Below are 22,656 nucleotides of genomic sequence, written 5' to 3'. Positions count from 1 at the left end.
TCTAATAATGTATGAAAACGACTATTTCTATTCTACTGTTATTCTTTTGTGGTATGTTATATTCACAGACGACATTTTCAGGTACTGTAACAGATGATAGCGGCCAGCCGCTTCCCGGAGCCAACATAATAATTGTTGGAACATCAATAGGTACAGTTACAGACTTTGATGGTAAATTTTCTCTAACAGTAAGTCAATCACCACCATTTACTATCCAAGCAAGTAGTGTTGGTTTTGAATCTTATCTAGAACAAATTACATCCAATAATCAAACAATTAATTTTGTTTTAAAAGAAGGAACATCTTTAGATGAAGTAGTTATTTCCGCATCTAGAACACCTGAACGAATTTTTGAATCACCGGTTACAGTTGAACGCTTCGGGTTAAAAGACATTAAAAATACTGCCTCATCAGACTTTTATGGAGGTTTAGAAAATTTGAAAGGCGTAGACATCAACACCAATAGTTTAACTTTTAAATCAATCAATACCAGAGGGTTTGCTGCTTTTGGAAACAATCGATTTATGCAATTGGTAGACGGTATGGATAACGCGGCACCAGCACTTAATTTTCCTTTGGGAAATTTATTAGGTATGATTGAAACAGATGTTCAAAGTGTAGAATTACTCCCAGGTGCAGCTTCTGCTTTATATGGTGCCAACGCTTTTAATGGTATACTATTTATGCAAAGTAAAAATCCATTTGATTTTACAGGAATAAGTGCTTATATAAAACAAGGAATTACGTCACAAGAAGCTGCAGGTAACAACCAATATACTGATTTTGGAATTAGAGCAGCACATAAATTCAGTAATAAATTTGCAGCAAAAGTTAACTTTGGTTACTTAAAAGGAACTGATTGGTTTGCAACAGATTATAACGACAAGGATAAAACAGGTGGTACAAGAGCTACTAATGTTAATTATGATGGCGTTAATATTTATGGAGACAATGTTACAACCAACATTAATGATGTTGCATTAACATTAGTAAATTTAGGAATTCTTCCTGCTGGTGCAAACGCATTAGTACCAGCTGTGGCTGTGAGTAGAACAGGGTATGCTGAAAGAGATTTAACCGATTATAATGCAGAAAGCGTTAAAGCAGATTGGGGACTATATTACAGACCTTGGGAAAATGATTTTGAAATTGCCTATGTAGGTAAAGTTGGTACAGGTTCTACAATTTATCAAGGAGCTCAACGCTATAGAATAGATGGGTTTTCTGTGCAACAACATAAGTTAGAAATCAAAAACCAGAATTTCTTTCTTCGCGGTTATGTTACCTCAGATAAAGCAGGAGACACGTATGTTATGGATGTTGCTGGGCCTAATATACTTGCTGTTTGGAAACCGCATGAAACTTGGTTTGGCGAATACACAGGAGCTTATGTTCAAGCTACCTTAGGAGGAGCTACTGATGCCCAAGCTCATGAAATTGCTAGACAAACAGCAGAAACAGGTAGGTTAGAACCAGGAACTCAAGCGTTTCAAAATGCATTTGATAAAGTAACTAACGACACTAGTTTTTTAACTGGATCTAAAATCAAGGATAATTCTAAAATTTATCACGCAGATGCCAACTACAACTTTAGTCATTTAACTGATGTTGCAGAAATTCAAGTTGGAGGATCATATAGGAAATACAACTTAAATTCATTCGGTACTATATATGCAGATGCTGAAAACACAATTCCATATTCAGAAATTGGTATTTATACTCAAGTGCAAAAAACAATTTTAGAAAATTTAAAATTGACTGGGTCTTTACGTTATGATAAATCAGAACTATTTGATGGATTTTTTTCACCAAGAATTTCAGCTGGGTATACCATAGAAAAAAATCATAACATTAGAGCCTCATATCAAACAGGATTTAGAAACCCAAATACACAAGATTTATACATTGGGTTGGTAACAGGTTTAGGTACTCTAATTGGGGGAGCTAATGATATTGGTAATCGTTTTATTAGAAATTATAGTGTTAGTCAATTTGCTCAGAACAATCTTGGTCAACCTAATTCGGTTACACAACCAGGTTCAGCTGCCTATAACAATTCTATGGCTGCAACAATTGCAACAGGTTTGGCAACACATAACCCTGCTGATAATGGGAGTGAATTTATAGGAAACCCAAATTATGTTAAACCAGAACAAGTAAAATCTTTTGAGGTTGGGTATAGAGGAAAAGTTAACAAAGTTATTATTGACTTTAGTGCATATTATAATACCTATAAAGATTTCATAGCTAATGAATCTGTAGTTGCAACATATTACGGTAATAACGCTAATTTTGATTTAACAGGATATGATCCTCAAATACCAACTTCTGTTGCAGGATTAAATCAAGACACGCAATTAATACTTGCTGCACTTAGCAACAATGATTTTGCAAGATATCAAACATATACAAATTCAAAGACAGAAGTTAATTCTTACGGAAGTGCTATTGCTATCAATACCAAAATATTGGGAGGTTTTGATTTAGGAGCGAATTACACGTATTCTAATTTTGATTTTGACAAAGAAGCTAATCCTAATTTTAGGCCTAGCTTTAATACTGCTGAACATAAAGTAAAGGCCACTTTTGGCAATACTGAATTATTCAAAAATTTTGGCTTTAATTTAGCATGGAGATGGAGTGATACTTATTTTTGGGAATCAAGTTTTGGAGATGGACAGATCCCTTCTTATCACGTAGTGGATGCACAAATTAATTATAGAATCCCTGACTTAAAGTCATCATTTAAGTTAGGTGCAACCAATCTTTTAGGTGATGATTATGCAACTGCTTTTGGTACTGGCAACATTGGCTCTATGTATTATATCTCTTGGACAATTAATAACTTATAAAATATATTTAAAATGAAACATATAAAATATTTACTCCTTTTTGCAATTCTGATAGGATTTACAGCCTGTAGTGATGATGATAGTAATACCAATGATGATGTTGCATTACCAGAGTTAACAGCAGGAAGTGTAGATTTTTCTTCCTATGTTGCCTTAGGAGCATCATTTAGTGCTGGTTTTACAGATAGTGCTTTATTTGAAGCTTCCCAAATCAATTCGTTTCCAAATATATTATCGCAACAATTTGCAAAAATAGGAGGTGGTGATTTTACACAACCTCTAATGAACGACAACATTGGTGGCATTGCTTTGGGTGGCACTCAATTACCTGGTTCAACTTTAGAACCAAGGTTAGTTTTTGGTGGCTCAGCCCCGGTACCATTATCTACTGTAATTGGCCCTATTACTTCAACTACAGATTTGGCTATAAATAATTTAAAAGGCCCTTTTAACAATATGGGAGTTCCTGGAGCTAAGAGTTTTCATTTACTTTTTGATGGCTATGGAAATATTGCAAATTTAGTAAGCAAAACAGCAAATCCGTATTTTATAAGAATGGCATCAAGTGCTACTGCAACCATGTTAGGTGATGCGATGGCAAAAAACCCTACATTCTTTACTTTATCTGAAATTGGAGGCAATGATGTTTTAGGCTACGCTCTATCTGGCGGAGATGATACAGATGCTATTACTCCTAATGCAGGAGCTGTAGGAGTAGGGTTTGACGCTACTTTCAATTATCTTATTTCAACCTTAACATCTGGTGGAGCAAAAGGAGTCATAACCAATGTCCCTAACATTACAGATTTGCCACATTTTACAACAGTCCCTTACAATCCAGTTCAGTTAGATGCCACAACCGCTGCACAATTAAATGCTTCTTTTGCTACTTATAATGAAGGCTTACAAAATGTTTTAGATGGTATTAATGCTGGAGTAATTCCTTCACAAGCCGCACCAAACTTTAATCAAGACGAAGTAAATAAGCGTAAAATAAATTTTAGTGCAGGAAATAATGCCGTACTCATATTAGATGAAAGCTTATCAGACCTAACTGGCATAAATTCTAGATTAACAAATATGAGACAAGCAACTTCTGATGATTTATTGATATTATCAGCATCTACTTTTATTGGCACTTTAGCTGTTCCTGGCAATGCCCAAACAGTTAATGGAGTGGCAGTGCCTTTGGCAGATAAATGGGTGTTAACACCCAATGAACAAGCCACTATAAAAGAAGCCACTGATGCTTATAATGCAACCATTGAAAGTGTAGCAAATGCCAATACAAATGTAGCTTTAGTAGATTTAAATAGTATTTTAAAACAATTAGCTTCAACTGGGATTCCTTTTGATGATTATACCATGAATGCTAAATTAGTAACTGGAGGTGCCATAAGTTTAGATGGAATTCATCTAACCGCAAGAGGTTATGCTTTTATGGCAAATAAATTTTTGGAAGCTATTGATGCTGCATTTGGATCCAACTTTATAGCTTCAGGAAATGTTGCAAAAGCAGGAGACTATCCAACAAACTACTCTCCTCTTTTACAATAAAATAGCATCCTATTAGCATTGAATAAATGCCTTCTTTTAGAGGGCGTTTTTTAATTCCAAAAAACCTATAAAACCACTTTTATTTTAAATTAAAAAATATATCTTTGCACGCGGAAACCAAAGACGTTTTCACTCAATTAAATAGCATAATATTAAACACATAAGTAATGGCTAAAGTTACAGGTAAAGTTGCACAAATAGTAGGTCCAGTTATCGATGTTGAATTCGCTGCTGGAGCTGAACTTCCAAAAATTTATGATTCATTAGAAATTAAAAGAACTGACGGTTCTTTATTAGTATTAGAAGTACAATCACATATTGGTGAAGATACAGTTCGTACTATTGCTATGGATTCTTCTGATGGACTAAGTAGAGGGACAGAAGTTTTTGCAACAGGCGCACCTATACAAATGCCAATTGGAGATGATGTTTACGGACGTTTATTCAACGTAATTGGAGATGCTATTGATGGCCTTGGAGATTTACCTAAAACTGGAGAAGCTGGGTTACCAATTCACCGTCAAGCTCCTAAATTTGAAGATTTATCAACGTCTACCGAAGTTTTATTTACAGGTATTAAAGTAATCGACTTAATTGAACCTTATGCTAAAGGTGGTAAAATTGGTTTATTTGGTGGTGCTGGTGTAGGTAAAACGGTATTAATTCAGGAGTTGATTAACAATATAGCAAAAGGTCACGGTGGTTTATCAGTATTTGCTGGTGTAGGTGAAAGAACTCGTGAAGGAAATGACCTTTTAAGAGAGATGTTAGAGTCTGGAATTATCCGTTATGGTGATGACTTTATGCATTCCATGGAAGAAGGTGGATGGGATTTATCTAAAGTTGATAAATCTAAAATGAAAGAATCAAAAGCAACTTTCGTATTTGGGCAAATGAATGAACCACCTGGAGCACGTGCACGTGTTGCATTATCTGGTTTAACAATTGCCGAGTATTTTCGTGATGGTGCTGGTGAAGGACAAGGAAAAGATGTGCTTTTCTTCGTAGATAACATCTTCCGTTTTACACAAGCTGGTTCTGAGGTATCTGCATTATTGGGTCGTATGCCTTCTGCAGTAGGTTACCAACCAACTTTAGCAACCGAAATGGGTGCGATGCAAGAACGTATTACTTCTACTAAAAGAGGCTCTATTACATCAGTACAAGCGGTTTATGTACCTGCTGACGATTTAACAGATCCTGCGCCTGCAACAACTTTTGCTCACTTAGATGCTACAACCGTATTATCTCGTAAAATTGCCGAGTTAGGTATTTATCCTGCGGTAGATCCATTAGATTCTACTTCAAGAATTCTGACTGCTGAAATTTTAGGAAATGATCATTACGCTTGCGCACAACGCGTAAAAGAGTTATTACAACGTTACAAAGAATTACAAGATATTATCGCCATATTAGGTATGGAGGAATTATCTGAAGAAGATAAATTGGCTGTAGGTAGAGCAAGACGTGTACAACGTTTCTTATCTCAACCTTTCCACGTAGCTGAGCAGTTTACAGGTATCCCTGGTGTATTAGTTGATATTAAAGAAACTATAAAAGGATTTAATATGATTATGGATGGTGAATTAGATCACTTACCTGAAGCAGCATTTAATCTTAAAGGAACTATTGAAGAAGCTATTGAAGCTGGAGATAAAATGCTTGCTGAAGCTTAATCCAATTGACAATTATCAATTTTAAAAATATGTATTTAGAAATTGTATCACCAGAAGCCACATTATTTAGCAGTGAAGTAGATTCTGTTACTGTTCCAGGTGTGAATGGCGAATTTCAAATGTTAAACAATCACGCTGCAATTGTTTCTTCGCTAAAAGAAGGTGTAATTAAAATTCATACACATACACAAAACCATTTATCGTTTGATACTTTACATTCAAAAGTAATTCCTCATAATGAGGATAACAAAGTATTAACATTAAAAATTAACTCTGGTACGTTAGAAATGAAAGATAATAAGGCTATTATTTTAGCTGATTAAACATCTCATTTATAGAATATAAAAAATGCGAAGCTTTCCCCTTCGCATTTTTTTGTATTATATTAAAACAAAACAGTTTAGAAGAAAATTACCAACAATAACGCTTCAAAAAATATACTTAGATTTTCAACAGAGAACTTGGCACATAGCCATAAAACCTTTTAAACGCAGAAGTAAAATGTTGAGGGTTTTTATATCCAACCTCATATGCGACTTCAGAAATATTTCTATCCTTTTGTCTGAGCATACATCTAGCTTTCTCCATACGAAGACGTGTAAAATATGAAAAAACAGGTTCATTATGCACCCTCCTAAAATTACGATTTAATTTGTGTCGGTTGGTACCTACTAATGCTGCTAATTCATCAATAGTAATTGCTTTTTTAATATTTTTTAGTAGTATACTTTCTGCTTGAATAACTCTATCTAATTCAACTTTAGAAAGGGAGCTAACTAGTTTTTCCCCATTTGTATTCATTTTATTGAATAGATATAAAAGTATCTCCTTTAAGATATGCTCTAAATTAACTGTATCTACATTAGTTTTATTAGAGCTTACAATAATTTCGCTTATTTTACTCTTAAGAAAAACATCGATTTCTGAACTGTTATTCCACATCTTAAAAGCAATATTTTCTTTTATTGCTTCACCAAAAGCACCAGATGTATTGTAAAAATCCAATTTAAACATTCTTCTAAAAAAAGCGTAATCAAACTCTATGTCAATGGAAGTTATTCGTTTTGAAGTTATTCGTAACTCCCCTTCAACTTCTGGTAAATAAAAAAAATTATATTGTCCACCTTCTATAGTAACTGGGACACCAATGCCCTGTTTGGGCTCATAATGTATTTTTCCATACGTAACAAAATGTAATTTAATAAAAGGAAAACTATGCTTTATATCATACTCTAAAGGAGGCATTACTTTTAAATCTCTTACAAATATTCTTACATCATCTAAAAAAATAGATTTATTAATAGGAGTATTCATCTTTTCCAAAATAATTAAATTTTCTTCTAATAATACACAATTAACGTGATGCTCATTTGCGTAGGACAAAATGCGTATCACGTTAATTAGCTACTAAAATAAAATTATAGTTTTGTCTTCAAAGTTATAATTTTATTTAGACTAAATAAATATAATGTACAAAATGAACACCAAATTAATAAAAAATTATTTTTTATTAATATTTACAATACTGTTTGTTAGCTCTTTAGAAGCACAAGTAGTGGTTTCTGGAATAATAAGCGATATAAAAGGCAAACCTATAATTGGAGCAACAGTTGTTATTAAAAACACAAATACAGGTGCGATAACCAATGATTTAGGAAAGTTTAAAATAGAAAAAGCACCTATAGGTAAATTAATACTACAAATACATTATTTAGGTTTTGAAACTAAAGAAGTTTCAATATTAACTCAACAAAATAAACCACTTGAAATTAATATAAAACTTTTAAATAAAAATGAAAATTTAGACGAGGTAATTGTAAAAGGAAAAACAAAAGCAGCTATCAAAAGAGACAACCCTATTAAAATAGAAGTAATAGAGACTCAAAAATTTAAGATGGAATCGGCTTCTGTTATAGATTTGGTTAATCGCACTACGGGAATTAAAATTCGTCAATCAGGTGGGCTAGGGTCTGCAGTAAAAATAAACCTCAATGGCTTTCAAGGCGATGCCATTCGTGTTTTTAAAGATGGTATCCCTATGGATTATTTGGATGGTGCTTATGGAGTGGGTTTTGTGCCTACTAATACGCTTGAACGGGTAGAAGTTTATAAGGGGGTGTTACCAGCAGAATTAGGATCAGACGCACTTGGAGGCGCTGTAAACATGGTGTCTGCGGCTAATAAGCCAGGAAGTAGATTAAGCAGTTCTTATGAACTTGCTTCTTTTAATACACATAGAGCAACCTTAAACTTAAACCTTACTAACAAAAAGAATAATGTATTTGTAGGATTGGAGTCTTTCATTAATTATTCAGACAATAATTATGAAGCAAATGTCAATTATGTAGATCCAGATACACGAAATGAAATACCGATTGAGGTTGATCTTTTTCACAATATGTTTCGACAACATTATATAGAAGTTTATGCAGGCTTTAAAAATAGAAGCTGGGCAGATGAGCTTAAATTGTCTGTAACTAATTTTAAGTTTCATCGTGAAAATCAGTTTGGTCAACTTATGCAGTATCCCGTTGGTGCTTCATACAACGAACAAATAGGTGATTTTGTACCTACTATTCGCTATAAAAAAAGCTTACTTAAAAAAAAGTTACTTGTTGATCAATTTTTAACCCATAGTAAAGTTAAACGCATTTCTGTAGACACACTAAATGGGAGTTACGATTGGTTAGGGAAATTTACTACTAACAACGAAAGTCAAGAGCCTGGCGAGTTGGGTTCACCTGATTTTACTACCCTAGACAGATACAATATGGTATCTAGAACAACTTTTAAGTACACTATAAATGATAAAAATAGTTTAACCATAAATGCAGTGTATAACTCCTATAGTCAAGAAGGTAGCAATCCTTATGGAGAATATACAGAAGGCGAAAACCCGGTACAGTTAATAAGTCTCCCTGCAAATTATGACAAATTTGTTTCTGGCTTAGCGTTAGACAGTCGTTTATTTAATAATCGAATACAAAACAGCTTGCAATTTAAATACTACTACTCCAAATCAAGCGGTAGATCTGTCGATGATGTTACTGGTCTTGTAAGTGCAGAAGAAGTAGGTGCTAACATTTCAAACTTTGGATTTGGTAATTCTTTACGTTACAAAATTAATAATAATATAAAAACGAGAATTTCATTAGAGCAAGCCACACGATTACCTACACAGTCGGAAATTTTCGGAAATGGCAGTACCAGTATCGCAAACTTAGGGTTAAAGCCTGAGCAAAGTTTAAATGCTAATATTAGCGTTGATATTACAAATAACAAAAACCTTTCTACGGGTACCAATCTATTTTATAGATATAGTACAAATATGATTGCTAGTACAACCTCTGTTACAGCTATTAGTTCTGTATACGAAAACTTAGAAAAAGTTAGAGGTTACGGAATTGAACTTAACTCCACCTACTCTTTTTTAAAGCATTTTGATATCACAGGCAATTTAACTTACCAAAGTTTTAGACAAAAAGGCCACCAAGAAGGTGAAACTAATTTGCTAGATGACGCACGTGTGCAAAACATACCTTTCTTTTTTAGTAATTTGAGTGCTTCTGCCAATTTTGAAAAGATATTAAGAAGAAAAGATAAGTTAAAAGCATATTGGTATTACTCCTATATACATCCTTATTATTTAAACAAGATACCTAAAGATCTTGAAGCTGATGGTTTTTTAGGATTATTTGGCAAATCTGGACTTACAAATACAGAATTATATATTCCAAAGCAAAACATGCATACTGTAGGTTTTGTATGGTTACCTAACAAAGAAAAACAGTTTTCAATTGGATTTGAAGTGAAAAATCTTTTTGATCAACTGGTTTTTGACAATTTTAAAATACAGAATGCTGGTCGAAGTTTTCATATGAAATTAACATACACAATTGATTTTAACCCTAAATAATTTTTAATCCTAAATACTAAATTTAAAATGATGAATACTATAAACTTTTCAAAAATAGGTTTACTACTAATGTCACTCTTCTTGTTTTCTTGTTCTGATGACGATTCGGGAGTGATTGCAGATGCTAATGAGCCAGAAGAAGAAGCTAACGGGCGTTACATTATAATGTCTTCAGAAAGAGCTGTAGGTGGAGATGTAGCCTATATGTCTGTCTATGATGCCTTACCTACTGGTGAAATTGAAAATGCTTCTACAGGAACTACACAAGTAAATTCTTATGGGCGTTTTAATACTTATAAGGACAAATGGGCATTTAAAAAGAAAAAATTTACAGGTGAAACAGGCATTGTAAGGTACAGTATGAATGAATCTGGAACATTAGATTTAGATGGGTTTATAAGTACAGAGACCTCACCTAATTATGCTATTTTAGACGACACACATGGTTATTATTACGATTCTGCAGATGGCGATAGAACCATAGGTACTTTTAATCCTACTACTATGGCACGTACTGGTGAGCTTACAATAGCTGATGAAATTTTTGGTAATGAACTAGATATTTATGAAATAGCAGTAGGCACAAAAACTATGATAATTTCAAAAGAAAAGTTATTTGTAAATGTTGAATATGCTGTTATCGAAGATGATGGTGTAGCTCCTGAAGGAGTTTATATACCTAAATTTACTATGTTAATCATAAACACAGAGACTAACGAGGTAGAAAAGAAAATAAGACATACAGCAGCTATTTTTGATCAAGGTCATGGATCTACTACAGAGTTTAGTGCAAGTTTAGTAGATGAAGACGGCGATATTTATATGTCTACACACGCCCTTTTTGCAGGTCGAAACACTTACTTAGATCCAAGTTATGGAAGCCCACGTGCCTGTGTGTTTAAAATAGAATATGATGATTTAGATTTTGATCAAGATTGGGTTCTTAAAGGAGCAGATATTCAAGGTGGTGCAAGTAGTGATAACTATGTTGTATGGTCAATGGCTCTCGATAGCGATGGTACGTTGTACGTAAACTGCTCTAAAGATGTTATTCTTGACGATTTTTCTAATCTGCTTTCTAACATTTACTACCCTTATATAATTGACAAACAAACTAGAGCTGCGACGATTATTGATGCACCAGCTACTAATTTTGGGCACGCCGATGGAAACTTATATTCTATGAACGGTGAAGTGTATTATCAATTTAAGGATCCAGACAATGCTAAAGGAGGTTATTATCTGCTTAATTCTGATGGTACAGCTGCTGAAGAAGTTTTTAGCGTAACCGACACTTACCCAAGAGCCTTGGGATATTTGGAAATTCAATAAAATTATAAAATGCCCTATGATTCAATTGATTTTGTAGGGCTTAAACTCTAATAATATGAAAAAGATATCAAAAATAATAGGTTTTCTGTCCGTCTTGCTAATAGGTCAAGTTGCATTGGCTCATGGTTATTGGGTAGAGACTAAAAGAAATGGAAAAATTAACCAACCTCAAGAAGTTAAAGTATATTTCTCTGAACCTAATGATACTCCAGAACCTACTAACGGAGAAGAATGGGCAATGGTAAAAGATTTTACCTTATATGTGATAAGTCCATCAGGAATAAAAACAGCTTTAACTACTACTATAAAACCAGATTATTATGGAGCTAGCTTTACTCCAAAAGAACTGGGTAACTACTTTGTTATTCTTGAAAGTACCGATTTAGCCGTAATGGAACCTGGTAAAAAGCATGCTTTCATCCCAATATTTTATGCTACTTCATTGGTTGAAGTAGGTGAAGTAGACGCTAAAGAAAAACCAATTAACGTGCTTGATTATGTACCTATGGGAGTGTATGCGCAAATTAAAAAGGGACGTAAGGGAGAATCTTTGAATTATACTTTTAAGAATAAAGAGAATACTAAATTCATGACCACCATTATAACTCCAAATGGTCAACGGCTTCAAGTAAACGGAACACCAGAATCTTTTAATATTTCTGATTTTGAAAAAGGAACCTATACTACTCAAATGATGATTATTGAAAAAACTAATGGATCTAAAAATGGAGAGGTCTATAATACGGTATATCATATTGCAACAAGTCGCTTTGTAATAGAGTAAAAAGTGTATAAATTATGTATAGCCTTTTAATAGTATTAAATTTTATATCGGTATGGTGTCTGTATACAGCAGCACATCGTGTTGAATTTGCAAAAACAGGAATACATGAAAAACTTAGTAAAAACAGGCGGGCTGCCCGTGGGTTAGCCCTTATGTTTTACTTACTTTCTACTATAATAATGGTCTCTTTATTTGGGTTTACTACTGGAATATTAGTGAATATCATGTTATGGACACTGTTCGCCAGCCTTATTACTCTTTTTACGCCTTTTCAAAAAGTTAAAGCAATTCATTTGTGGGGCTTACTACTATTAGTAATAGGAGTAGAAACCTGTTTATGTATATATTAAAATTTATGCCAGCAAATAAAAAATACCTCATGCAATCTGGTTGGGCGCAAACCAGTAAAGTCGTAGCTTCTATACTAGGCTCACTGTTAGCTTCTTTTGGTTTTCATTTAGCGTTAGCTTCTTACATTTGGCAAACCGCAATTGTAGCTACATCAGTGTACAGTGTTTTTGTACTGTGGGGCTTCTTAATAATTGTAGTCTACTGGGTTAAAAAACCTTGGGTTGCTTGGGCTATACTTCTTTCTATTATCATACTATCGGCTTTAGCTATATACTTAAGTTTACATTAATGGTAAAAGACAAAAGAAATTATAACGTATTCTTCAACGTTCATACCGTTAGCGGAATTGTAATAACAATAGCACTGTTTATCTGTTTTTTTGCAGGTGGAATAGCCTTGTTCTATAAGAATATTAATAACTGGGAAAAGAACCATCTTAGCCAAGAAATAGGTCATAAAGCCTACGAGATTAATTACGAAAAAGCATTAGAAACGGTAAAGAACGCTGGCTATAATATGCAGGATCGTAATTTTGATTTTTCAATTAAAACGATTGAAGGAGAAGATTATTTGAGTATAACTTCTCGTGTAGGAAAACCTAAAGCAAGCGGCGGGCAAGAAGCTGAAGAAAAAGTTGAAAACAAAGTAAATTCGAAAGAAAAAGATTCCTTAAACACTAAAAACCAATCAGATGAATCGCAAGAGAAACAGACTTCTGTAACGGCTAAACATACTGCTAAACAATCGGGTTTCAATCCTAAGGGTAATATCGCTATGGTATTAGATTTGGTGACTTATAAACCTCTTAAAAACCGACCAAAAAATGACACACCTAGACGAGGTCGCGGAAAACCGCAAGAACTAGGTACGTTTATATACCACTTACACTACTTTGATCAACTTCCGGTTATTGGGGTATATCTATCGGGGTTTGTATCTTTATTTTTTTTGGTGGCAATAGTTACTGGAGTGATTGTACACTGGAAAAAGATTGTAGATAATTTTTTCACATTTCGCTTAAAAAATTCGCTTAAACTTTTATGGACAGATGCGCATACCGCATTAGGTGTTATAGGCCTTCCTTTTCAATTTATATTCGCCGTTACTGGAGCCTTTTTTGGTCTTGCTTCGCTTTTTATACTCTTAAATACTTTAGTAGTCTATGGTGGTGATCAAAAAAAGTTCATTGCCGATGTAGCTCCAGCATTTGTAAGTGTTGAAAAAGCCGGTATTCCCACTAAAAATCAGGCCAACCTAAATACTTTAGCATTAAACACTAAAAAAGAATTGCAATTAGGTAATCAGTACTCACTTACTGCTAAGATTTTAAATTACGGAGATGAAAATGCTCGTTTTATTATGAGTTTCAGGGATAATGTAGGAAAGAATTTTTACGGAAATGGCTTTATTATGTATGACTTAAGTAATGGAGCTATACTTAATAAAAAAGCCATTGATGCTCCAAATTATGATTTAGCAACTTCGTTAGAAACCTTTAGAAAACTTCACTTTGCTACTTACGGAGGGTATTTTTTAAAACTAATTTATTTTCTACTTTCTTTACTCACCTGTTTTGTAATTCTCTCTGGGGTAATGATTTGGTTAGAGGTGAGAGACAATAAAAAATATGCCAAAAAACACAAATTTAACCGCAATGTAGGCGCGCTCTTTATTGGGAATTGTATGGGACTTTTTCCTGCAATAGCTTATTTCTTCTGTTTGTCTAAAGTTATTCCTGAATCTCCAGCACGTTTTAGTATCATGGAACAAAGCTTTTATATATTCTGGTTTAGTTATACGCTTTATGCCTATTGGATTAAAGATTTACATACCATAAATAAACACGCACTTTTTATAGGTGGTGTATTAGGAATAGCAATTCCCGTTTGTAACGGATTAACCACAGGACATTGGTTTTGGTATTCATTACAAAAAGGACTTACAGATTCCTTTTTTGTAGATCTGGCTTGGTTACTTGTAGGAATAGTTAGCCTCTTAGTCGCTGGTTTTGCAAAACGTTTAGTTTCTAAAAGAAAAAAGAAGACTCACCGCCCTTTAAAACCTGTTAACACAACGGGCGCTTAATAAAATTAAATAGTATAACAATTAAAAAAGATGAATTTACAACAGAAAATAGTAACAGCATGGCTTTTTTTAACTCTTGCGCTATGCGTTCATATGGTTTTAGAAAATATAGAAGCTATTCATTTTAAACCTTCAGAATCTGTAAACACAGAACAGCAAGCGAAAACAGCACAAATTAAAAAGAAGAAAAATCAACAAAAAAGCTCTAATACTAAAGTAGAAAAGCCTATAAATATTAAAGATAATTCCAAAAATAATATGAAAAATGTGTTACGTATAAAGAATCTCTTAGTGCTGGTTTTGCCGTTAATCTTTGGTTTTGTTTCTGCATTATATACTAAAACGTGGTTTAAATGGCTCGCGTTTATATATGCCATTCTCTTTGTCTTATTAAACTTTGCTCACGCAGGCGAACAAATTGCTTTGGGAGCCAACAATTTTACGCAAGTGTTATTGTTGCTCTTTGTAGCAGGCATTAATGTGGCTTTAATTGTATTCCTTAACAAATGGCGTAAATTAATTTGAAGCTTATGGCTTTAAACAATTGTGATATAATTGATTTGTTATTAGCGCTAAGTATATATATCACCAAATAAAAATTGAAAAAATGATTAATCAAGATAAGATACGAACAATCTATAAAACTATTTTAATTGGTCTATTCATCTCAATAGTAAGTTGCTCTACTGAGGAAAAATTAAATCAAGTAGAAATTAAGTGGACAGCCAATGAGGTTCCTCATATTAAAGCTACTAACTATAAGAGTCTGGGGTATGGGTATGGCTATGCGCATGCAAAAGATCGTATTTGTGAAATTTCAGGCCAAGTAATTACCTTGCGTGGTGAACGTTCTTTACATTATGGTGCAGATCGTATTGCTACCATCGGATTTTTAAGAACAACCAATCTTAATTCAGATCTATTGTTTAAAATTAGAATTCCTGAAGAATGGGTTTTAGAAGAGTTAGAAAAGTTAGATAAAAAAACCAGAGCATATATAAAAGGGTACGTAGCAGGTATTAACTATTATATTAATTCTATGCCTGAAGATGAACGTAACCAACTTTGTGAAGAAGGCAGAGTCATTACGTTTAAAGAAACTGATGTCATTAGGTCTGCAATGCGATTTGGTGTACAGAAAGAACTTATAGATATTGGCCCACATATTATTGCTTCTTCTCAAGCGTGGCAAGGCAAAAAAAATGCCTATGTATCTAATAATACCCTCCACACACAAGAAGTTGTCGTAGAAGGAGGCTTTGGTAGTAATGGTTGGGTTTACGGAAGCGATGTTACACAAACTAATAGTGCCATCATGCTAAGCAATCCGCATTCTGCTTGGAAACGAACACCACATCAGCAGCGTATATACATGCATCAATACCATTTAACCATACCTGGAGAGCTTGATGTTGCAGGAGCTTCGTTTTTAGGCATACCCTTTCCAATGACTGGATATAACGCAGATGTAGCTTGGACAATTTTAGATGCAGCTACGGTAACCCCCTATGTTTTACAGGCAATGCAAGTAAAAGAATCTGCCATAGCTCCCACATATTTTATGGATGGTAAACAAAAATCATTAGAAATTCGTTCTGTCCCAGTAAAGACACTTAAAGAAGACGGCAAAGTTAAAACCCAAACATTCAAATTTATTGAGTCTGAATTAGGTATACTTTACAAATTACCAGAACGCAAAGGAAAACCTGCTGGTTGGTATGCCATTACTAATCCTGGTGAGAAAAATGCTAAAGGGTTAGATCAATTTCTAGCCATTGCACAATCAAAATCTACTCCTGATTTTATAAACGCTGTAGAAAATAATCGCGGTATTCTATCTCAATTACTTGTAGCAGATCGTTTTGGTGAGGTTGGTTATGTAATTGCGGGCAATGTACCTCCTATAACAGATGAAGAAATGGAAAAATACCACATAGCTAATAGTCAAGCAGCATTTAATGTGTTAGATGGAACAACTCGTGAAGCATCTTTTAGAGATGCCAATAACAGGCCACTATTAGCAAATCCTTCATTTTACCCAAACATCATTTCAAAAGGAATTATTCATAATACAAACAATAGTTATAAATATTCAGTATATGGAGCTCCTCAAGAAGATTATCCTTCAGTATTTGGTCAACATAAAGCAGAGAAAAGTATTGGTAAAAAGAAAGCGGCTGGTTTAAGGTATGACCCTAGATTAATTATGTCGGCACGCCGTATGAACGAAATAAGTAATGACGGAAAGGTTACACCAGAGGAAGCATTATCCGTTCTTTTTGATAATCGAAATTACGCTGCAGAAACTTTTCTTGATACGATTCTTACACTAGAGGACGATTTATCTTCTAGCGTTGCAAAAAAAGGTTTTAGTGTGCTTAATAATTGGGATAGAAAAAACAATTCAGACAGCAAAGGCGCTTTGTTGTTTCATCTATTCTGGAAAAAAATTATAAAAATGGGCATCATTATATCAAGTAAAAGTGATAATCCAGAAATAGATTCAGAAATAAATATAACAGCAGAAAATGCGCCAAACGTAGTAGAAGCCCTCGCGGCATCTGTAAAAGAATTGGCAAATTTTGGTTTTGCAGCAGATGTGCCTTGGGGTAATGTTTTGTACCAAAGAGTAGGAGAAACACAAGTTTCTTTACACGGAGGGTCTTATCAAGAAGGTATTCTTAACGGAGAAATGCCTGCTCCTTTAACGGCTCAAGGTTTTCCTTATATTTTGTTTGGGACGGCCTATGTACAATTAATAGATTGGAAAGATGAACAAATAAACCCTAAAGTTCTTCTAAGCCATGGTCAAAGTGATAATGAGGCTTATAAAGGGCGATCAACACAGCTAAAAATGTTCTCTAACAAAGAACTTTACAGAGTACCTTTTACAAAAAAAGATTTAGATGATGCTCGTATTATCGAAACACTAAATCTTAGCATGAGCAAGTAAATATTCTTTTTTTATATACAAAATTTGAAAATCCTATTATCAAATAAATCATGTTAACTTGTAATTAAATAAAAAAGCGAAGCTTTCATAGCTTCGCTTTTTTTATACCTTATTTTACTAAATGTTAATATACTTTTTTAATTACATTGGTTACAATACCCCAAATAATAAAATCATTATCTTCTGTGATTTTTATAATAGGATAATTAGGATTTTCTGGTTGTAACCAAACTTCATTGTTATCAACTTTTAACCGCTTAACGGTAAACTCTCCATCCAAAAAACAAACTGCTATTTTATTGTTTGAAGGCTCTAAACTTCTATCAATAACCAACAAATCGTTATCATCCAATCCTGCTCCAATCATAGATTGACCGCTTACACGGGCATAAAAAGTAGCTTCTTTATTTTTAACAAGTTCTTTATCTAACGATAAGCGCTCTTCCTTAAAGTCTTCAGCAGGAGAAGGAAACCCTGCAGAAATACCTGTGTCCAAAAAAATAGCTCCTAAACTATTGCTTTCTTTAGGCGTAAAAAACGTTAAACTGTTCGATTTGTGTAGTATCATTTTTTTTATGAATATAAGAAGAATCTCTTTGGCATAAAGTTACTAAAGATTCTTCTTTATATTCATAAAAAACAATATTTCTAAAATTTTAAGGTAACTCCCATTAAAAAGTTTGTGGTTGCCTGTGGGTAATACACGTAATATCCACCACCATAGTCAAAACCATTAGAGTTATACTCAACGCCTGCTATGTTATTTATAATACCATTTATTAAAATGGATTTAAAAATGACTTTCGGTTTCAATTCATAATTAACATTGAAATCCAGCGTATTATAAGCATCTATTTTAGAATCTTTATCTCCAATATTATTCATAAGCTGTTTACCAACATATTTATTAATAAGTGATAATTGCAAATTTTTAACAGGTGCATAATTAATAGCTGTACTGTTTACAACACTTGGAGAATAAGCTATTTCTGTTTCTCCTAAAGCTTCGCCATTTAAAAATTGACCTTTGTTTAAGTTTCTATTTTTACTTAAAGTAGCATTGGCTTGTAAAGAAACTTTATCACTTAATACTAAATACCCCTCAAGTTCGATTCCTGCTCTGTACCCTTCTCCAGCATTAGCTCTAATAGGTGCTCCAACATCATCAATAGCTCCTGTTAGTACCAACTGATCATTGTAATACATAAAATACCCATTAGCATTAAATTTCAAATTTTTAGTATTATATCTATATCCTAATTCAAAATCGTTAAGTTGTTCTGGCTTAACATCTGGACCATTTTCAAAATCGTTTCTACTTGGCTCTCTATTGGCTCTGGCATACGATGCGTATAAATTATTCTGATTATTAAGATTGACGCTAATTCCAACTTTTGGATTAATGAAATTATACGATTTATCTACCTCAAACGGAGTACGGTCAGAGGCCATTCCTGAAGTTTTATAATCTATATGTCTGTACTGTACATCTCCATACAAACTAAATTTATCATTGAGTTGATAGGTTGCTTTAGCAAAACCGCTGGCATCCGTTTTACGAGATTGAGCAAAATAATAACGATGGTCTTTATTTATATCTACAGCATATTGCGCCCAAATTATTTCTCCAAAATGATCGCCTTCATATAAATTGAATGAGCCCCCAGCAATTAAATCCAACTTATTGTATTTATAATTTAAACTAGCATTTGCCACGTAGTAATCATTATCTAACCATTTTCTACGTGCATAATCCATGCTTTCTACAGCATTTCCATCTACAGTTATTGGATTTAATCCTAAGAACGAAAATTTTGAGTCATCAGAAAAGAAAACATTTTGATAAAAATAATCATCTACATATTCTTCATAAAACCCTCTTCCGTAAGTGTAATTTAAACCTACGTTTAAAGACAATCTATTGTTAAAGCGTTCATTCCAATGTAACTGATAATGATCTTGTTTATAATCATCTACTTGATTATCATAGTACCCCGTAACATTTCCTGCGTCATCCATTTGGGTACCTGCAATATTGATTGTTCTATCGGTATCAATTGTAAAAACATCAACACCGTACCAAGCCTGATAAGTAACTTCTGTTCCTCCAAATGTTATGGCTTTAATAAGTCGGTTACTATCTTTATAAGATGCTTGTAAAAAATAAGATTTCAAATCTGAACTTGCTCTATCAATAAAGCCATCTGATTTGATTTTAGATAAGCGACCCGAAATTTCAACTTTATCATTTAGCAAACCAGTACTAAATTTTACGTTGTTTCTTAAAGTATTAAAACTTCCAAAACTAGTAGATATTGACGCCGAAGCATCATTATTTACAGCATCTGTTAAGATGTTAATACTGGCTCCAAATGCACCCGAACCATTGGTAGATGTACCTACCCCACGCTGCACTTGTAAATTTTCAATGGAAGAAGAAAAGTCTTGTAAATTTACCCAGAATGCACCTAAACTTTCGGCATCGTTATAAGGAATTCCGTTAATGGTAACATTGGTAGAACCGCCGCTAACACCTCTTACTCTAATTCCAGTATAACCAATACCTGCTCCAGCATCACTAGTGGTAACAACTGAAGGTAAATAACTTAACAAAACAGGAAGATCCTGCCCTAAATTGCGTTTAGACAATTGCTCCTTTGTAACATTTGAATGCGTTATTGGCGAATCTGCATTCACCCGAACAGCATTTACTAAAACTTCGTCCAGTGTTTCAATGTTTGTTGAATCTTGTTGTTGAATTTTTTGTGCGTTTGCACAGACTGATAACACCAATAGTGTTAAAAAAAGAAAAATGTTTTTCATGTCGATTATGAATTTATAATCGAATAAAAAGAGGTAATTATTCTTTATTGTTAATAAATGATTTTTTTGAGCATTCAGCTTGTTCGATATTGAAAAACATTGATTTTAATTCGAATCTTCATTTGGTTAATTAAAACATCATCAGATTCAGAAGTAAAAAACCAACATTGATGACCTTATCGCACTCGCTAAAAATGTCCACTGGACATTTTCTTTATGCTCGTTTCCTAAACAGCATTACCTGTTCTAGGTTCAATGGGTATGATCTCAGCCAATAATAGGCACCCCTTTTTTGAGAACGCTGCAAATGTACTAAGCAATTATCAATTGTCAATTATGAATTGTCAATTATTTTCTAATCGACGTCTGGTTTTTTTCTATTTGCTTTTTTATCAGACACTTGCCGTTTATTTTTTAAGCGTTTTCTAATAACAGATTTTGGAATTTTAGTAGGAATTCGTTTTTTTGGAATAACTAAAGATGTACTTATCAACTCTAAAAACCGTTTTATAACTAAGGTCTTATTTTTATGTTGGCTTCTGCTTTCATCACATTGTAAAATGAGTAAATTACCTTTAGTTAACCTATGTTGTAATTTATTTTCAAGTCTGTTTTTTTGTTCATCATCAAATACTATAGATTCTGATAAATTAAAAGTAAGTTCTATTTTTGAAGACACTTTATTTACATGTTGCCCACCACTTCCTGAGCTTCGTATAGCTCTAAATGATAATTCTTGCAATAAAGCCTCTTCATCAATCATAATACTTGATGTGCAGGTTTTAGTAAGTCATTTACTGTTTTTACAGGATTAAAAGTTTCCAATGGTACTTCAACAAAAATAGAATTCCAATGTGCCATGCTACCATTCCATAAACCTGGAAGTTCTAATGCTTTTATATCAACCCCATTCTGGGTTTTCATAGTTATAAATGCTGCTTCAGGATCTACAAACTTCTTTAAATCAAACTTTTCTCCTTTATAATTCTTAACCCCACACACCAAATCTGTTGGATTAAAATGTGTCGCTTTATACACTAAAGATTGTTGTCCTTTTTTTCCAAAATTTATTTGTGCAAACTCTACAATTTGCAATGATATTTTACCTTTATTATCCTTAACCCAAAATGGTCCTCCCCCAGGTTCTCCTTCATTTTTAACCATGCCGCAAACACGAATAGGACGGTTTAACTTATCTTTCAAATAAATTGATTTTTCCTCTAATGAGTAATCTTCAAAATCTGGATTAATAGGTACATTAAGTCTATATCTTAAAAATAAGGCTATAATATTAAAATCTGTTTCTGATAAGTTAGGTTTATCCAATTTATGTAGATAAGAGAAAGCCTTTTCTTGTGCTTCCAATAATATACCTGCTAATAACTTTTTATAATTTGAAACAGCAATATTTTTCTCTGAAACTACAATATTATCAATGTTTTTTATAAAAATTATATCACCGTCCAAATCATTTAAATTTTCTAACAAAGCACCATGTCCTGCTGGTCTAAATAAAATGGAATCATCTTCATTTCTAAAAACACGTCCTTCCTTAGTTAATGCGACTGTTTCAGTAGCTTCTTTTTGAAAAGAAAAAGATACTTTAAAAGTTGTATTCGTTTTTTGTTCTAAATCATTTTTTATTTTGTTAAACTCGTTTATAAAATAATCATGATGAGCTTCAGAAACCGTAAAATGTAAATGTGCTATACCATTTGAAGTCCCATATAAACTAGACTCAAATAAGTGCTCCTGAAAAGCAGTGATAGCAGTATTTCCGTATTTATGAAAAGGCAACAAGCCTTTTGGCAAAAAACTATAATTAAGACCATTAGTATCCAGCATTGCTTTTACAAATTGCAAATGTTTTTCGCCTTCAGTGAATGTATCATAATTTGGGTGAATTTGTTTTACTTTTAAAATAACCTCGTTGTAAAACGGGAAATTTTCTAAATTGGCCACAAATGTTTTTATTAATTCGTCACTTTTTCTTTCAGAATAACTCTCAATACTTTCTTTTAACGGGTTATAATTTTTAATAAACTGAAACAAAAACTTAAACATTCTTGTTGCAGCTCCTGAGGCTGGCACAAATTTTATGATAGACAGCTTTTCATTTCTATCTTCATACAATTTTATAAAATTTTCAATATCGTTTTCATCATAGCTCTCAATTCCTTTTCCTATTGTTGCTGCTGCAATTAAATTAGAATAAGACATGCCATTTTTTAAACGTAATACTTGAGCATTAACCTGATCAACAGTAATTCCTTTATTTGTTATTTGTTGAATATCTTTATCTGAAAACATTATTTTCTTTTTTTTAA

General features: G+C 33.2%; 17 protein-coding genes. 12 read left to right on the top strand and 5 right to left on the bottom strand.

The annotated features are described in order from the left end of the window. The first annotated feature begins 11 nt into the window (after positions 1-11). The 4 genes from APS56_RS12035 (at position 12) to APS56_RS12020 (ending at position 6,408) form a co-directional block, all read left to right on the top strand. Positions 12-2,852 (top strand): TonB-dependent receptor, encoded by a 2,841-nt coding sequence (locus APS56_RS12035; RefSeq protein WP_054728470.1) that lies wholly within the window; start codon positions 12-14, stop codon positions 2,850-2,852. Between the two features lie 12 nt (positions 2,853-2,864). After that, positions 2,865-4,409, top strand: a complete 1,545-nt coding sequence (locus APS56_RS12030; protein WP_054728468.1) for an SGNH/GDSL hydrolase family protein — start codon at positions 2,865-2,867, stop codon at positions 4,407-4,409. A gap of 167 nt (positions 4,410-4,576) precedes the next feature. Then, on the top strand, positions 4,577-6,085 hold the full coding sequence (atpD, locus tag APS56_RS12025) for a F0F1 ATP synthase subunit beta (protein ID WP_054728465.1): 1,509 nt from the start codon (positions 4,577-4,579) through the stop codon (positions 6,083-6,085). Positions 6,086-6,114: 29 nt separating this feature from the next. Next, on the top strand, positions 6,115-6,408 hold the full coding sequence (locus APS56_RS12020; protein WP_054728462.1) for a FoF1 ATP synthase subunit delta/epsilon: 294 nt from the start codon (positions 6,115-6,117) through the stop codon (positions 6,406-6,408). A 118-nt stretch (positions 6,409-6,526) separates the two neighbouring features. Here the strand turns inward: APS56_RS12020 and APS56_RS12015 are convergent, their stop codons facing one another. Next, positions 6,527-7,399 (bottom strand): helix-turn-helix domain-containing protein, encoded by an 873-nt coding sequence (locus tag APS56_RS12015; protein WP_157757665.1) that lies wholly within the window; start codon positions 7,397-7,399, stop codon positions 6,527-6,529. A gap of 163 nt (positions 7,400-7,562) precedes the next feature. Between APS56_RS12015 and APS56_RS12010 the strand changes: the two genes are divergently transcribed. The 8 genes from APS56_RS12010 to APS56_RS11975 all read left to right on the top strand — a co-directional run bounded on the left by APS56_RS12010 (position 7,563) and on the right by APS56_RS11975 (position 17,506). Further along, the gene (locus APS56_RS12010) at positions 7,563-10,001 is read left to right on the top strand and encodes a TonB-dependent receptor (protein ID WP_054728457.1); all 2,439 of its coding nucleotides are present in this window, start codon (positions 7,563-7,565) and stop codon (positions 9,999-10,001) included. A gap of 27 nt (positions 10,002-10,028) precedes the next feature. Next, complete coding sequence (locus APS56_RS12005; RefSeq protein ID WP_157757664.1) at positions 10,029-11,333, top strand: hypothetical protein; 1,305 nt, start codon at positions 10,029-10,031, stop codon at positions 11,331-11,333. Between the two features lie 55 nt (positions 11,334-11,388). Continuing rightward, positions 11,389-12,117: a hypothetical protein gene (locus APS56_RS12000; RefSeq protein WP_054728451.1), complete on the top strand. Its 729-nt coding sequence runs from the start codon at positions 11,389-11,391 to the stop codon at positions 12,115-12,117. A 14-nt stretch (positions 12,118-12,131) separates the two neighbouring features. Next, complete coding sequence (locus APS56_RS11995; RefSeq protein WP_054728449.1) at positions 12,132-12,467, top strand: hypothetical protein; 336 nt, start codon at positions 12,132-12,134, stop codon at positions 12,465-12,467. Between the two features lie 5 nt (positions 12,468-12,472). Beyond that, on the top strand, positions 12,473-12,757 hold the full coding sequence (locus APS56_RS11990; RefSeq protein WP_157757663.1) for a hypothetical protein: 285 nt from the start codon (positions 12,473-12,475) through the stop codon (positions 12,755-12,757). Then, positions 12,757-14,553 (top strand): PepSY-associated TM helix domain-containing protein, encoded by a 1,797-nt coding sequence (locus tag APS56_RS11985; RefSeq protein WP_054728445.1) that lies wholly within the window; start codon positions 12,757-12,759, stop codon positions 14,551-14,553. The genes APS56_RS11990 and APS56_RS11985 overlap by 1 nt, the downstream gene beginning before the upstream one ends. Positions 14,554-14,583: 30 nt before the next feature. Then, complete coding sequence (locus APS56_RS11980) at positions 14,584-15,078, top strand: hypothetical protein (RefSeq protein WP_157757662.1); 495 nt, start codon at positions 14,584-14,586, stop codon at positions 15,076-15,078. Between the two features lie 82 nt (positions 15,079-15,160). Beyond that, positions 15,161-17,506, top strand: coding sequence for a penicillin acylase family protein (locus tag APS56_RS11975; RefSeq protein WP_082379340.1), 2,346 nt, complete (start codon positions 15,161-15,163; stop codon positions 17,504-17,506). 124 nt (positions 17,507-17,630) lie between these two features. Here APS56_RS11975 and APS56_RS11970 read toward each other — a convergent pair whose 3' ends face one another. From APS56_RS11970 to APS56_RS11955, 4 genes are all read right to left on the bottom strand, one after another. Then, positions 17,631-18,074: a LexA family protein gene (locus APS56_RS11970; protein ID WP_054728439.1), complete on the bottom strand. Its 444-nt coding sequence runs from the start codon at positions 18,072-18,074 to the stop codon at positions 17,631-17,633. Positions 18,075-18,154: 80 nt separating this feature from the next. After that, on the bottom strand, positions 18,155-20,329 hold the full coding sequence (locus APS56_RS11965) for a TonB-dependent receptor (protein ID WP_054728436.1): 2,175 nt from the start codon (positions 20,327-20,329) through the stop codon (positions 18,155-18,157). A 355-nt stretch (positions 20,330-20,684) separates the two neighbouring features. Continuing rightward, positions 20,685-21,092, bottom strand: coding sequence for an alternative ribosome rescue aminoacyl-tRNA hydrolase ArfB (gene arfB, locus APS56_RS11960; RefSeq protein WP_054728434.1), 408 nt, complete (start codon positions 21,090-21,092; stop codon positions 20,685-20,687). Beyond that, complete coding sequence (locus APS56_RS11955; protein ID WP_054728431.1) at positions 21,089-22,639, bottom strand: DUF4301 family protein; 1,551 nt, start codon at positions 22,637-22,639, stop codon at positions 21,089-21,091. The genes arfB and APS56_RS11955 overlap by 4 nt, the downstream gene beginning before the upstream one ends. Between the last annotated feature and the right edge of the window lie 17 nt (positions 22,640-22,656).

Origin of the sequence: Pseudalgibacter alginicilyticus, assembly GCF_001310225.1 — a bacterium.
Classification (GTDB): Bacteria; Bacteroidota; Bacteroidia; order Flavobacteriales; family Flavobacteriaceae; genus Pseudalgibacter; species Pseudalgibacter alginicilyticus.
The sequence above is the reverse complement of the archived record's forward strand: the minus strand, read 5'-3'. Positions and strand labels throughout refer to the sequence as shown.